General features: G+C 75.9%; 13 protein-coding genes. 5 read left to right on the top strand and 8 right to left on the bottom strand.

What is annotated here, in order from left to right; all coding sequences use genetic code 11:
• The first annotated feature begins 163 nt into the window (after positions 1 to 163).
• Positions 164 to 1195, top strand: coding sequence for an SDR family oxidoreductase (locus tag ACSU53_RS01585; RefSeq protein WP_437024406.1), 1032 nt, complete (start codon positions 164 to 166; stop codon positions 1193 to 1195).
• 183 nt (positions 1196 to 1378) lie between these two features.
• On the opposite strand, the gene ACSU53_RS01590 is transcribed toward ACSU53_RS01585, so the two are convergent.
• Entirely contained in the window at positions 1379 to 1816 is a 438-nt protein-coding gene (locus ACSU53_RS01590; protein WP_437024407.1) for a hypothetical protein, read from the bottom strand.
• 87 nt (positions 1817 to 1903) lie between these two features.
• Positions 1904 to 3190: an ROK family transcriptional regulator gene (locus ACSU53_RS01595; protein ID WP_437024408.1), complete on the bottom strand. Its 1287-nt coding sequence runs from the start codon at positions 3188 to 3190 to the stop codon at positions 1904 to 1906.
• Positions 3191 to 3394: 204 nt separating this feature from the next.
• On the opposite strand from ACSU53_RS01595, the gene ACSU53_RS01600 reads away from it, so the two are divergent.
• From ACSU53_RS01600 to ACSU53_RS01610, 3 genes are all read left to right on the top strand, one after another.
• The gene (locus ACSU53_RS01600; protein ID WP_437024409.1) at positions 3395 to 3889 is read left to right on the top strand and encodes an FBP domain-containing protein; all 495 of its coding nucleotides are present in this window, start codon (positions 3395 to 3397) and stop codon (positions 3887 to 3889) included.
• An 86-nt stretch (positions 3890 to 3975) separates the two neighbouring features.
• Positions 3976 to 5211, top strand: coding sequence for an FUSC family protein (locus ACSU53_RS01605; RefSeq protein ID WP_437024410.1), 1236 nt, complete (start codon positions 3976 to 3978; stop codon positions 5209 to 5211).
• Between the two features lie 57 nt (positions 5212 to 5268).
• Positions 5269 to 6315 carry a hypothetical protein gene (locus ACSU53_RS01610; protein WP_437024411.1) on the top strand — a complete coding sequence of 349 codons (1047 nt, stop codon included), beginning with the start codon at positions 5269 to 5271 and terminating at the stop codon, positions 6313 to 6315.
• A 189-nt stretch (positions 6316 to 6504) separates the two neighbouring features.
• Here ACSU53_RS01610 and ACSU53_RS01615 read toward each other — a convergent pair whose 3' ends face one another.
• The gene (locus tag ACSU53_RS01615) at positions 6505 to 7233 is read right to left on the bottom strand and encodes a DUF2470 domain-containing protein (protein ID WP_437024412.1); all 729 of its coding nucleotides are present in this window, start codon (positions 7231 to 7233) and stop codon (positions 6505 to 6507) included.
• 90 nt (positions 7234 to 7323) lie between these two features.
• The gene (locus ACSU53_RS01620) at positions 7324 to 7932 is read right to left on the bottom strand and encodes a TetR/AcrR family transcriptional regulator (protein WP_437024413.1); all 609 of its coding nucleotides are present in this window, start codon (positions 7930 to 7932) and stop codon (positions 7324 to 7326) included.
• A 110-nt stretch (positions 7933 to 8042) separates the two neighbouring features.
• Here ACSU53_RS01620 and ACSU53_RS01625 point away from each other — a divergent pair, with 110 nt between their 5' ends.
• A complete protein-coding gene (locus ACSU53_RS01625; RefSeq protein ID WP_437024414.1) occupies positions 8043 to 9572 on the top strand; it encodes a cytochrome P450 in 1530 nt (509 codons plus the stop codon).
• Here the strand turns inward: ACSU53_RS01625 and ACSU53_RS01630 are convergent.
• From ACSU53_RS01630 to ACSU53_RS01645, 4 genes are read right to left on the bottom strand one after another with little or no spacing between them, the layout of a single operon-like run.
• The gene (locus ACSU53_RS01630) at positions 9534 to 10364 is read right to left on the bottom strand and encodes a pentapeptide repeat-containing protein (protein ID WP_437024415.1); all 831 of its coding nucleotides are present in this window, start codon (positions 10362 to 10364) and stop codon (positions 9534 to 9536) included. The genes ACSU53_RS01625 and ACSU53_RS01630 overlap by 39 nt on opposite strands.
• Positions 10365 to 10414: 50 nt before the next feature.
• On the bottom strand, positions 10415 to 11317 hold the full coding sequence (locus ACSU53_RS01635) for a sigma-70 family RNA polymerase sigma factor (protein ID WP_437032973.1): 903 nt from the start codon (positions 11315 to 11317) through the stop codon (positions 10415 to 10417).
• Positions 11318 to 11322: 5 nt separating this feature from the next.
• On the bottom strand, positions 11323 to 12066 hold the full coding sequence (locus tag ACSU53_RS01640; protein WP_437024416.1) for a PIG-L deacetylase family protein: 744 nt from the start codon (positions 12064 to 12066) through the stop codon (positions 11323 to 11325).
• A gap of 55 nt (positions 12067 to 12121) precedes the next feature.
• A complete protein-coding gene (locus tag ACSU53_RS01645) occupies positions 12122 to 13423 on the bottom strand; it encodes an alpha/beta fold hydrolase (RefSeq protein ID WP_437024417.1) in 1302 nt (433 codons plus the stop codon).
• Between the last annotated feature and the right edge of the window lie 128 nt (positions 13424 to 13551).

Genomic DNA, 13551 nt, shown 5'->3' on the forward strand with positions numbered 1-13551 from the left:
GTTCGGCTGAAGCCCTGTGGAGCCTTTCGCCGCGAGGCGACCGCCCTCCGCACCCTCCTGAACCGCCCCGACCGTGATTCCCCCGTCGCGGTCGGGGCTTTCCCCTGTCCGCCCCCGGGTACTCGGCCGGTCCGCGTCCACCGCGGCCGGAAGGAGCACAGGGGTGAGCAGCGCAATGGGTGCGAGGGTGGTCGTCACGGGCGCCACCGGCAATGTGGGGACGGCCGTCGTACGGGCCCTGGCGGCGGAGCCGGAGGTGGCGTCCGTGCTGGGCCTGGCCCGGCGGATCCCCGAGTGGTCGCCGCCGAAGACGGACTGGGCGGCGGTCGACCTGTCCTCGGAACGGGCACCGCTGGCCGAGGCGTTCGCCGACGCCGACGCGGTCGTGCACCTGGCCTGGGCGTTCCAGCCGACGCACGACCCGGCGACGACCTGGCGGACCAACGTGCTCGGCAGCATGCGGGTGTTCGACGCCGTCGCGGCGGCGGGGGTGCCCACCCTCCTGCACGCCTCCTCGGTCGGTGCCTACTCGCCCGGCCCGAAGGACCACGCGGTCGACGAGTCCTGGCCCACGCACGGCTGGCCGGACGCCGCCTACTGCCGGGAGAAGGCCTACCTGGAGCGGGCCCTGGACACCTTCGAACGCGACCACCCCGGCACCCGCGTGGTGCGCATGCGGCCCGCGTTCCTGTTCCAGCGCTCCTCGGCGAGCGAGCAGCGGCGCATCTTCGGCGGCCGGTTCCTGCCGGGCCAGCTGGCCCGGCCCGACCTGCTGCCCGTCCTGCCGGACGTGCCGGGGCTGCGCGTGCAGCTGCTGCACACCGAGGACGCCGCCGACGCGTACCGGCTGGCCCTGCTGTCCGCAGAGGCCCGCGGCGCGTACAACCTGGCCGCCGAGCCGGCCGTCGACGCGGAGCTGCTCGGCGAGCTGCTGGGCACCCGCCGTGTCCGCCTGCCGCGGACGGCAGCCCGGTCGGCGATCGCCGCCGCCTGGGGACTGCACCTGCTGCCCGCCTCCCCGCACCTGTTCGACGCCGTGCTGCGGCTGCCCCTGATGGACTGCTCCCGCGCCCGGACGGAACTGGGCTGGCGGCCGACGCGCCCCGCCACGGAGGTCCTGGAGGAGTTCCTGGAGGGCATGCGGCAGGGCGCGGGCGCGCCGACGGAACCGATGCGGGGCCGCAAGGCCGGGTGAACGGGCGGGAGCCGGCGGCCGACGGGGGTGTCGGCCACCGGCTCCTCGCCTGCCGGGCTGTCACGGGCTGCTGGGGACCTGCCGGGGCTGTCAGGGGCTGCTGCTGGGGCCTGCCGTCCCGCGTTCGTCGGCTGCCTGCCGGGGAGACGGCGGGAGACGGCCCCGTCGGGCGGACGGCCGCCGCTACCCGGGGGACTCCTCCGGGACCGGGTGCTCGGGGTTCGGCGAACCGCTGTGCGGCGCGCCCCGGCGCCCCGTGCCGGCCTCGTCCGTGTCCGGGACGTCGGTGTCGGTGCCGGAGGCGGTGTCCGTGCCGGTGTCGGCCCCGGTGCCGTCGGCCCCGTCGCCAGAGGCTTCGGCACCGGCGTTCTCCTGCGCCGACGCGTCGTCGTCCGTGCCGTCCGTGCCGTCCGTGCCCTCCGCGTCGTCCGGGCTGTGGGTGCGGGAGGCCCGCTCCCCCGCCTCCCGCTCAGTGCCGGTCCGCTCGTCGTCGGCGGCCTGCTGGGCCGCGCCGGGGGCGACCTCCCAGGGGTCCTCGCCCGCCCCTGCCTGCTGGTCGGGCAGGTCGCGCGGGACACCCACGCCGTTCTCACCCGGCCCTTCGAGACGGTGGTCGCTCACCGGACTCTCCCTCCGTTCGGGGTCGGTTCCCACAGCCCGTACGCGTACGAGCGCCCGGCGAGTACCACCGCCTCGACCTGCGAAACCTCAGCGCGGCGCGCGCTGGTGCCCGGTCCGCCGGGCGGGCGGGCGGCGGGTGGCGGGGTCCGGCCCGGCCCGGTGTCCGCCGCGGGCGAAGAAGTCGGCGAGGGGCAGGATCGCCGCGCCGACGGTGACGGCCTCGGGACCGAGGCGCCCGGGCTCGATCGTCACCTGCCGGGCCGGGTGACGCAGGGCGTAGGACCGGGCGTGCCGGCGGACGGCGGGCAGGAGGTGAGGAGCGAGCCGCAGTCCGGCCCAGCCGCCGATCAGGATGCGCTCGGGCCGGAAGAGGTTGATCAGGCCGGCCAGGCCGGCGCCCAGGTACTCGGCCGTCTCGTCCAGCAGGGCCGGTGCGACGGGATCATCCGGGCCGCCGTCGGCCGGGCGGGCGCCGGCGAGCAGCGCGGCGAGCGCGGTCTCCTCGTCGGCGCCCTCGGGCACCCGGCCGCCCTCCTCGCGCCACCGGTCGAGCAGGGACCCGGCGCCCGCGTACGCCTCCAGGCAGCCGCGCGCGCCGCAGCGGCAGCGGCGGCCCCGCACCCGCACGGTCAGGTGCCCGCACTCGACGGCACGGCCCTGCTGCGCCTCCGGGGTGACGAGGCAGGCGCCGATCCCCGAGCCGACGAGCACCACCAGGGCGGTACGGGCCCCGCGCCCGCCCCCGAACCGCATCTCGGCCTGCCCGAGGGTCCGGGCACCGTTGTCGATGACGTACGGCACGGTCTCCGGCAGCGGCGATCCGGCGCGCAGCAGCGATTCGAGGGGGACCGCGTCCCAGCCGATGGGCTGGCCGTGGACGACGGCGCCGCGGTCCGGCGTGTGCTCGACGATGCCCGGGACCCCGACGCCGACACCCAGCAGGCGGTCCGGGGCGGTGCCGGACGCGGCGAGCACCTCGGCGATGCCGGCGCGGACGTGGCCGGCGACGGCGGCGGGGTCGTGGCGCCGCCGCTCCAGGGACCGCTCGGTGCGCGCCACCTCGGCGAGGGCCAGGTCGAACAGGTCGATCCGGACCCGGGTCTCCCCCACGTCCACGCCGATCAGACGGCCGCTGTGCGGCGCCACCCGCAGCAGGGTCCGGGGCCGGCCGCCGTCGGAGCCGACGCTGCCCGCCTCCTCCACCAGGCCCTCGGCCACCAGGTCGGCCACCACGTTGCTCACCGCGCCGGAACTCAGACCGGTGGCCGGGCCGAGCTCGAGGCGGCTGAGGGGGCCGTCGAGGGAGAGCCGGTGGAGCACGGCCGCGCGGTTGGCCCGTCTGAGGTCGCGCACCGTGCCGCTGCGCCCCGCCATACGGCCCCCTCCCGCGTCCCGGCACGTTCCGCCCCGGCCCGGAGCGCAAGATACCGCCCGCGCCGGGCGGGGCGCGACGGCGGGTCCGGGCCGGCCGGATGACCGGCCCGGACCTCGGGAAAAAGCGTTCGCCCCCGTCCCGGACGCTCCCTACGCTGGCGCGGGGCCTGGGAGGTTCAGGTCCCGCGATCACGGAGAAGGACCATGAGACCGCTCACCGAGCAGGACATCCGCAGCTCGTTCATCAACTGCTCCAAGGGTGAGGCCAAGCGCCTGACGGTGCCCCGGGACCTGGCCGAACGGCCCTGGGCCGACCTGGACTTCCTCGGCTGGCGCGACCCCGGGGCGCCCGACCGCGCCCACCTCGTCGCCGAGCGGGACGGCCGGCCGGTCGGGGTCGCCCTGCGCTTCCAGCCGGCGCAGCGCGGGTTCCTGCACCGCAGCATGTGTTCGCTGTGCCTGACCACCCATCCGCGCGGCGGGGTGTCCCTGATGACCGCCCGCAAGGCGGGCGCGGCCGGCCGCGAGGGCAACTCGGTCGGTGCCTACATGTGCACCGACCTGGCCTGTTCGCTGTATCTGCGCGGCCTGAAGGTGCCCGAGTCCGGGGGCCGGTTCGAGGAGAGCCTGACCCTGGAGGAGCAGATCGCCCGCACCACGGGTCACCTGTTCGCCTTCGTGGACAAGCTCGTCGCCTGAGCCGGACGCCGCGCCGCGGTCCCCCGCCCGGCTGCCGTCACCGGCCGGAACGTTCGAGGCCGGTGGGGAGGGGGAACCGTCCGAGGATGCGAGAGGTACGTGAGTTGGCGGCGCCGGCCGTGCAGTTCGTCAAGCGGCGCCGGGACCCGGTGGCCGTGCAGACGTTGCGCTCGACGGCCGCCGCGACCGTCGCCTACGTCATCGCCGTGCGGCTCAGTCCCGAAGCGGCGCCGCTGACCGCGCCGCTGACCGCGCTGCTGGTGGTGCAGGTGACGCTGTTCTCCACCCTCACCACCGGCGTGCGCCGGGTCAACGCCGTCGTGGCCGGCGTGGTCGTGGCGATCCTGTTCAGCCTGCTGGTGGGGCTGACCTGGTGGAGCCTGGGCCTGCTGATCCTGGCGTCGCTGCTGGTCGGCCATCTGGTGCGGGTCGACGAGTTCGTCCCCGAGGTGGCGATCAGCGCGATGCTGGTGCTCGGGGTGACGCACCACGGCGACACGGCCTGGGCGCGGATCGTGGAGACCCTGATCGGCGCGGTCGTCGGGATGGCCTTCAACCTGCTGCTGGCGCCGCCGGTGTGGGTGGAGGAGGCCGGGGGCTCGGTGGAGGACCTGGCGCGACGGGTGCGGCAGCTGATGCTGCGCATGGGCGAGGAGGCCGCGGGCCGGACCCCGGTGGACCGGGCGGTGGCCCGGCTCCACGAGGCGCGCCGCCTGGACCACGACATCGTCGAGGTGGACGCGGCGCTGCGGCAGGCCGAGGACAGTCTCAAGCTCAACCCCCGGGTCCGCGAGGGGCTGCTGCACCGGGTGGTGCTGCGCACCGGCCTGGACACCCTGGAGATCTGCACGGTGGTGCTGCGGGTGCTGGCGCGCACCCTGACCGACCTCGCCAAGGAGCGCGAGACGGAACCGCTGTTCGACCCGGAGACCGGCGCGACGCTGGCGCAGTTGCTGTCCGAGATCGCCGACGCCGTGGTCAGCTTCGCGGTGCTGGTGACCACCAGTGTGAGTTCCAGCGCCGAGTCCGCGGAGGAACGTCTCGCCGCCGAGCTGCGGCAGGCCGCCGCCACCCGGGACAAGCTGGCCGAGCTGCTGCTGGACGGTGTGCAGCGCAACCCCCGCCAGTGGCAGTTGCACGGCGCGGTGCTCACCGAGGTGAACCGCATCCTGGACGAGATGGACACCGAGCACCGCACACGCCGGCTGTTCGAGGAGCTGGACCGGCACACACGGGAGCGGCGCGAGCGGGCGCCGCGGCTGACCCGGCTGTGGGACCGTGTGCGGGGGAACCGCGGGCGTGGTGGCCGTCGTTCTTCCTGAGGGACCGGGCACGGGCGGCGGACGCCCGGGCCGAGGAACGACGAAGGGGGCGCGCGGATGACCGACGGCACCGTGCGGATCGACAGGAACACGCTGCGGCTGCCGGGCGGTGCGGTGGTGCGGTTCGTCCGCACCCTGCGCCTGCCGGAGACGGGCACGCATCCGCTGCCTCCCGGGCTGGGCGAGTTCCCGGTGCGGCGGGTCGAGGACTACGCGGACACCGTGCCGCGGGAGTGGCGGGCCCGGGGCGGGGTGATGCTGCCGGTGTACCTGCGGGAGGCCATGTGGCTGAGCTTCGCCGGGACCGGCGAGCCGGCCGCGTTGCAGGTCGGGGTGGGCAAGGTGTGCGCCGTCTCCGGCCGCCCGTGGAGCGACCGGCTGGCCCGAGACCCGCAGAACTACGTCGTGCTGCCCCGCCAGCCGTGGCTGGACGGCATCAACTCGGGCAAGGGCACGGTCCGTCAGTTCGTGGCGGTGCCGCTGGGACTCGGCGCCACCGTGGAGGGGCAGGTCACCGGCGAGGAGGTGTGGGGCGGCGTGCAGTTGCAGTCCTTCCCGCTGAACGACGAGGCGCTGGCCCGCTACCGGGAGGCGGAGCGGCGGCGGCGTGCGTCGGCCGGGTACGGCTTCGGGGCGGCGATGGCCGCGGCGCCGGCCCCGGGGGCCGCGGGCGCACCGATGGCGGCGCCCGGCGCGGCCCCGGGGAGCGCGCCGCGGCGCGCCGCGGCCATGGGGCTGGGCGTCGGCGGCTCGATGCGCCAGGAGGTGTACCGGGACGAGCGGCGCCTGTCGGACTGGGCCGAGCGGCCTGCGGGGCGGGTGTTCGTGCACCTGGTGACGCCTCCGGAGTGGCGCCGCATCACCGGTGAGGCACCGCCGCCGTCCCCGGTCGACCGGGCCGCCTACACCCGGGCCGGCCTGCCGTGGTTCGACTACTACGACGAGGACGCGCAGGACCTCGGCCCGGCCGACGCCCTGGAGGGGGTCAAGCCGGTCGGTGACTGGATCGGGGACGACCACGAGCCCTGGCACCCGCCCGCTCCCCACCAGGTGAAGCCGCTGGGTGACGCCCCGGGGGCACCGGTGCGGGACGGCGACTGGTAGCCGGGAGGGCACGGCGGCCGGCGGTTGGCACGCTCGACGGGTGACGGGTGACCGGCGGTGGGCCGGCTCGACGGGTGACCGGCGGCCCGGCGCTCTGTCGGGCGCGCACCCTGCCCGCCCGGCGCTCCGTCGGCCTGCCCCCGTCCCCGGTGCGCCCGCTCCCCGTCCTGCGGCCGGGCCGTGTCCGCGTCAGCCCTCGCGGTCGGTGCGCTGCCGCTGGAGGGGCCGGGGGCAGGCGGCGGCGCTCGCCTGGGAGAGCAGGACGTGCACCCGTTCGGTGAGTTCGGCGACGCCGTCGGCGGGCGCGTGGAAGGTCAGGCGCACGTCCCCGTCGGAGCGCACCCGTTCGATGCGCAGCGTCAGTCCGTGCCGGTCCAGGGCGAGCGGCTGGACCCGGACGGCGCCGTGCAGGCTCGCGGGCTCCACCAGCCGGGTCAGCCGTTCGACGGCGTCGGGGTGGCAGTCGGCGAGGTGGGTGAGCAGCCGGGCCTCGGCGGTGGCCAGCGGGTCGGGGGCGGCTTCGGCGAACTCCGCCGGGTCGACGAGGACGGTGCCGGAGAGCTGCCGCAGGACGATCCGGGTGGGCTCGAAGGCGAGTCGGTCCGCCGCGGCGGAGAGCCGGCCCGCGAGCCACAGCCGGGCGCGGATCCGGCCCCGGACCGGGACGGGCGCCGCGTCGGCGAACTCCAGGACGGCGGACGGCTCCCCCCGGGGCGCGCAGAGGGCGGCGGCCGCCAGGGCACTGTCCGCCGGCAGCCGCAGCAGCACCCGCCCGTCGTCGGTCACCTCGTGCGCGCCGATCAGCTCCTCCCGGGCGGCCTCCGCGGTCACCGTGCAGGACCACGCGGCGGCGAGCACCGAGCGGGCCCGCTGGGCCGCGCCGGGTGCGGCCGTCCAGCCGTGCGTGTCGTCACCCATCCTCGAACCTCCTCTTAGGTAAGCCTTGCCTAACCTACCCAAGATCGAGGTGCGCGCCAACCACCGGGGGCCCGCTCTCCCGGTCGTCCTTCAGGGCGTCAGCACTCCCAGCAGCGCACGGGCACACAGCTGCTGCACCTGCTCCCGGCCCAGCTCCGAACCGCGCAGCCACTCCAGGCACACCGCCGTGGTGAAGGCCAGCCAGCCGCGCACGGCCAGCCGGGTCTCGGGGCACCGCTGGAGCAGCGGCCCGAACTCCGGGTCCTCGGCGAGCGCCGCCAGGATCTGCCGCTCCTGCGCGGCCAGGGCCCGCCGGTAGACCCGGCGCACCGCGACGTCCCCCGCCGCGTCCGCGCGGTGGAAGGCGCGGTAGCCGTGCGCGTGCTCCTGGACGTACTCCAGGTAGGCGCCCAGGCCGGCGGCGAGCTGTTCGCGGACGGGGACACCGGGGACCGCCGCCGTCATGCGCAGCATCCGTTCGCTCTCGCGCTCCACGACCGCGGCGAAGAAGTCCCGCTTGGTCGGGAAGTAGTGGTACAGCAGCCCCCGGGAGACACCGGCGATCTCCGCGACCTGTTCGATCCACACCTCGTCGTACGGACGGTCGGAGAACAGCCGCGCGCCGACCGCCAGCAACTGCTCCCGGCGCTCCGCGGTGGAGAGCCGTCGGCGGGTGCGCCCACCCTGGTTCGCGGCCATCCCCGCACTCTACTTGACGCCCGTTCAGGGGCCGGACCAGACTGAACCGGGCTATTGAACCCACGTACAACACGGTCCACGGACGCTCGCCGGTCGAAGGAGATCGCGTCATGGCGGAGACGACTCAGGGGGCCCGGCCGCTGCCGAAGGGGTTCCGCAGCGCCGAGCACGGCTGGCCCGGACTGCACCGCATCCCGCATCCGCCGTACCGTCTCCCCCTGGTCGGCGACGTCGTCGGCGCGAGCCCCCGCACCCCGCTGCAGGACACCCTGCGCCACGCCCGCCGTCTCGGCCCGATCTTCCGGCGCAACGCCTTCGGCAAGGAGTTCGTGTTCACCTGGGGCGCCCGGCTGGTGGCCGACCTGGCCGACGAGACGCGCTTCGCCAAGCACGTCGGGCTGGGCGTGGCCAACCTGCGGCCGGTGGCCGGCGACGGCCTGTTCACCGCGTACAACCACGAACCCAACTGGCAGCTGGCCCACGACGTGCTGGCCCCGGGCTTCCACCGGGAGGCGATGGCCGGCTACCACCCGATGATGCTCGCCGTGGCGGAGCGGCTCACCGGTCACTGGGACCGCGCGGCGGCCGACGGCCGGACGGTGGACGTGCCCGGCGACATGACGAAGCTGACGCTGGAGACCATCGCCCGGACGGGCTTCGGACACGACTTCGGTTCCTTCGAGCGGGCCCGGCCCCACCCGTTCGTCACCTCCATGGTCGGCACGCTGACCTACGCCCAGCGGCTCAACAGCGTGCCCGGGCCGCTGGTGCCGCTGCTGCTGCGCGGGGCGGGCCGCCGCAACGCGGCCGACATCGCCCGGCTGAACCGGATCGTCGACGAGGTGGTCCGCGCGCGGCGGGCCGGGGGCGGCGGCGACGGCGACCTGCTCGACCGGATGCTGGACACCGCGCACCCGGAGACCGGCGAGCGCCTGTCGGCGCAGAACGTGCGCCGACAGGTGATCACCTTCCTCGTCGCCGGGCACGAGACGACCTCCGGCGCGCTGTCCTTCGCGCTGCATCACCTCGCCCGGCACCCGGACGTCGCGGCCCGCGCCCGCGCCGAGGTGGACGCGGTCTGGGGCGGGACCGCCGCCCCCGGGTACGCGCAGGTGGCCCGCCTGCGGTACGTCCGCCGGATCCTGGACGAGTCGCTGCGGCTGTGGCCGACGGCGCCCGCCTACGCCCGGGAGGCGGTGGCGGACACCGTGCTGGCCGGGGAGCACGAGATGCGGCGGGGCGCCTGGACGCTGGTGCTCACGCCGATGCTGCACCGGGACCCCGAGGTGTGGGGCGCGGACGCCGACCGGTTCGACCCCGACCGCTTCGACCCCAGGGCGGTGCGCTCCCGCCCCCCGCACGCCTACAAGCCGTTCGGCACGGGGGCGCGCGCCTGCATCGGGCGGCAGTTCGCGTTGCACGAGGCGACGCTGGTGCTCGGGCTGCTGCTGCGCCGCTACGAGCTGCACCCCGATCCGGGCTACCGGCTGAAGGTCACGGAGCGGCTCACCCTGATGCCGGACGGCCTGCGGCTGCGTCCCGAGCGCCGGACGGCGTCCGCCGTCCCGCGGGCCCGGGAGGGCGCCGGCGCCGACGCCGCCTCAGGCGGCCGGCGCCCAATGCGCGGGACGGGTCACTGACGCCGGCAGCTTCGTGCCCGCACTCCCCCGCGCCGCCCGCACCTGCGGCTGGGTGAGGAAGAACGCGCCGGTCAGGTCGGCGTCGGTGAGGTCGGTGTCGCGCAGGTCGGCACCGATCAGATCGGCCCCCCGCAGGTCCGCACCGGTGAGGTCGGCGGCGATCAGCAGGGCGCCGCGCAGGCTGACGCCGCGCAGGTCGGCGCCCTTCAGGCGGGCGCCCACCAGGTCCGCGCCCCGGCGGTCCTTCCGGCGCCCGCGCACGCCCTCCCGGGCCAGTGCGCTGGCCCGCAGCAGCAGGACGTCGACCGCGCCGCGGTGGGCCCCGACGTCCAGGGCGGCCAGCTCCTCGGGCCCGCCCAGCGTGAGGCGTTCGGTCTCCTCCAGCGCACGGCGCAGGTCCTCGTGCAGCGGACGGGCCGCGGGCAGGGCCAGGGCCTCGGTCAGGTACCACAGCAGTTCGTGCAGGTGGCGGACGACGGGGAACACCTCGACCATGCGGCGGGCCCGCTCCGGCGGGCCGGTGCGCCAGTCCTGCCCCCCGAAGGTGACCCGGGAGACCTTCTGGCCCGCGCCGAAGCAGTCGTAGACCGTGCAGCCGGTGAAGCCCTCCTGGCGGAGCCGGTCGTGGATGCCGCAGCGGTGGTCGGTGCGCAGGTGGCCGCAGGGCGTGCCCGCCGCCTTGTCCACGGCGAAGTCCGACGAGGCGGAGAACGGCAGGGCCACGCAGCACAGCCCGAAGCACCGGGCGCAGTCCCCGCGCAGTTCCGGCACGTCGGCGGCCTGTTCTCGCATGGTCCCCAGCATACGGAGGCCGGGGCCGGCGCCCGGGCGCCGGCCCTCGCTCACCCCGCTCGCTCCGGCAGCTCGAGCCGGGCCGTGCGGTCCGGGTCGGCCAGGATGTACAGGCCGGTGATGCGCCCGTCGGCGACGGTGACGGACAGGACCGAGCGGACGGCGCCGTCCTCGTCCACGCCGACCAGGCCGACCCCGTCGTTGACCAGGACGGTGCGGGCGGTCGCGTTGAAGCGGGCGAACAGCAGCGCCGAGTCGGCCACCGGCTTCGCGCCCCGCAGCACCTTCGACGCCGCCGCGCCCCGGGCCAGGGCGCCCGCGTCGGCGCGCAGCACCACGTCCGGGTGGAGCACGGCGACCAGGGCCTCGAAGTCGCCGTCGCGCGAGGCGGCCCGGAAGGCGTCGAGCGCCTCCCGCTGCCGTACGGGGTCCGGGTCGGCGGCCGGCCGGGCCTGCGCGACCCGGCGGCGGGCCCGGGAGGCGAGCTGCCGGGTGGCGGCGGTGCTGCGTTCCACGACGGGCGCGATGTCGTCGAAGGGCACGGCGAACAGGTCGTGCAGGACGAACGCCAGCCGCTCGTCGGGCGCCAGCCGCTCCAGGACCACGAGCAGGGCCATGCCGACCGAGTCGGCGCGCAGCGCCGCCGCCTCGGGGTCGGCGGGCCCGGCCAGGGGCCGCAGCACCGGGTCGGGCACGAACGTCTCGTCGAGGGACTGCTCCCGGCGCGCGGCGCGCGAGCGCAGCAGGTCCAGGCAGATGCGGCCGGTCACGGTGGTCAGCCAGGCGCCGAGGCGGGCGATGGTGTCCGGGCGGTCGGTGCGGGCCAGGCGGAGCCATGCCTCCTGGACGGCGTCCTCCGCCTCGGCGAGGGAGCCGAGCATGCGGTAGGCGACCGCGCGGAGGTGTCCGCGGTGTTCCTCGAAGCGGCGGGCCAGCAGGTCCGGGTCGTCCACCGGTGTCACCGCGGGAAGAGTTCGAAGGCGACCGCGGGACGGCCGCCGAACCGCTTGCCGGTCTCCTCGGCATACGGCAGCAGGAATCCGCGCACGTACGTCTCCGGGTCCTCGTCGGTCAGTGCCTCGATGTACGCGCGGTGTTCCAGCAGGGAGGCCACCGCGCGCTCCATCCCGTCGGTGGCGTCCACCGCGTGCGTCGGCGTGGTGGACCCCGCGACGGCGACCCAGCGGACCCCGTCCCACGGTTCGAGGCCCTGCTCGGCCAGCTCGGGGAAGATCCACCGGTTGCCCGCGTCCCCGGCCGCGTCCAGTACGGCGCGTCCGACGGCCACGTGGTCGGGGGTGTTCCAGTGGTTGCCGCCCCAGGTGTCCCGGTGGTTGAGGGTGATGACCAGCTCGGGCCGGTGGCGGCGGACGGCTGCCGCGATGTCCCGGCGCAGGGCCGGGCCGTACTCGATCGTGCCGTCCCGGTGGTCCAGGAACTCCACCTCGGACACGCCGACCACCCGGGCGCCGGCCCGCTGCTCACGCTCCCGCAGCGGGCCGCAGCGCTCCGGGTCGAGCGTGTCGATGCCCGCCTCGCCCCGGGTGGCGAGCACGTAGGTCACCTCGCGGCCGGCGTCGGTCCACGAGGCGATGGCCGCCGAGCAGCCGTACTCCAGGTCGTCCGGGTGGGCGACCACAGCGAGGGCGCGCTGCCAGTCGTCGGGCATGGGCTGCAGTTGACGGGTCGTCGGCTCGGTCATGCTCCGAAGACTAGCGCCGGCGGCGCGCCGGGGCCGTGGCGGCTTCCCGGACCCCTCAGACGTCGTCGCGGACCAGCGCGAACAGCCGGTCCAGCACGCGCGGCCCGCCCGCGCGGACGCCGTCGTGCTCGAACTCGTCGGTGACCCAGGTGCGCAGGCCGCGGATCGCGCGGGCGGTGGTGAGCGAGTGGGCGGTGTCGACGTACAGGTCGTCGTGGTAGACCGCCGCGGCGACCGGGACCTCGTTGGCGGCGAGGCGGGCCGGGTCGTACAGGGGGGTCCAGCCGGTGCGCGCGGCGAGCAGTTCGGCGGTCTCGCGCAGCGGGCGCAGGGCCGGGTCGGTGTCGAACATCCAGGGGTGCACGGTCTCCCCGGTGAACAGCAGCGGCTCGTCGCCGGCGAGGGTCTTGGCCGCGTCGAACCGCGGGAACTCCGAGCGCACCCGCTCCGCCGACCAGGCGGTGGGGCGGTCGTCCTGGGCGTAGATCGACTCGTGGATCAGCGCGTAGAGGGGGTGCCCGGCGTACGACAGCAGGCCCTGGACCTGTTCCTGGAAGGCGTCGGAGAGGGCGGGGCCGGAGGGGGTGCGCACGAAGGCGTCCTCCAGCAGGTAGTGCAGGCGGTGACTGCCGTCGCCGCTGCCCAGGAGGACACCGAGGGTCTGGAACGCCTCGACGGTGAGGCGGTAGCCGGACGGCAGGACCACGTCGTGGGTGAGGAGGTGGTCGGCGATGCGGCGGGCGCGTTCGACGTCCTGGGGGTAGCGGGCGTAGTGGGCGGCGACCTTGCGCTCGACGCGCGGGTAGGCGGCCCGGTACACGTCGTCGGCGTGGGCGTCCAGCGAGGGCAGCCCGCCGGTGATCAGGGCGGCGTCGAGTCCCTCGGGCGCGGTGGAGAGGTAGGCGACCGTGCAGAAACCGCCGAAGCTCTGGCCGAGGACGGTCCAGGGGGCGCCGCCGGTGACCTGCGGCCTGATCGCCTCGCAGTCGCGGACGATGGCGTCGGCGCGGAAGCGGGCGAGATACTCGGCCTGCTCGGCGGGGCCGCCGCGCAGCGGGAGCGTCTGCCGGTTGGCGGGGGTGGAGTGGCCGGTGCCGCGCTGGTCGAGGAGCAGGACCCGGTGGTCCTGCAGGGCCCGGCCGAGCCACGCCTGCTTGCCGATGAAACGGTTGGCCCCGAAGCCGGGGCCGCCCTGGAGGTAGAGCAGCCACGGCAGGTCCCGGCCCACCCGGTCACGGGCGACGACCTCCCGTGCGAACAGCTCGATCGTCTCCCCGGTGGGGTCGTCGTGGTCGAGGGGCACGGTGAAGCGGTGGTCGGTCAGGACGACACCGGGCTGACGGTAGGTGACGGTCAACGGGGCTCCAAGGACGGACGAACGGGCGGGCCGCGCCCCAGTTCAGCACATGTTCCTCCGGTCAACGAGACCGGATCATGACATTCTTCCGGCCGCCGGGCTGCCGGGCCGCCGGAAGGCCGGACGGC

Source organism: Streptomyces sp. enrichment culture (assembly GCF_964273255.1).
GTDB lineage: Bacteria > Actinomycetota > Actinomycetes > Streptomycetales > Streptomycetaceae > Streptomyces.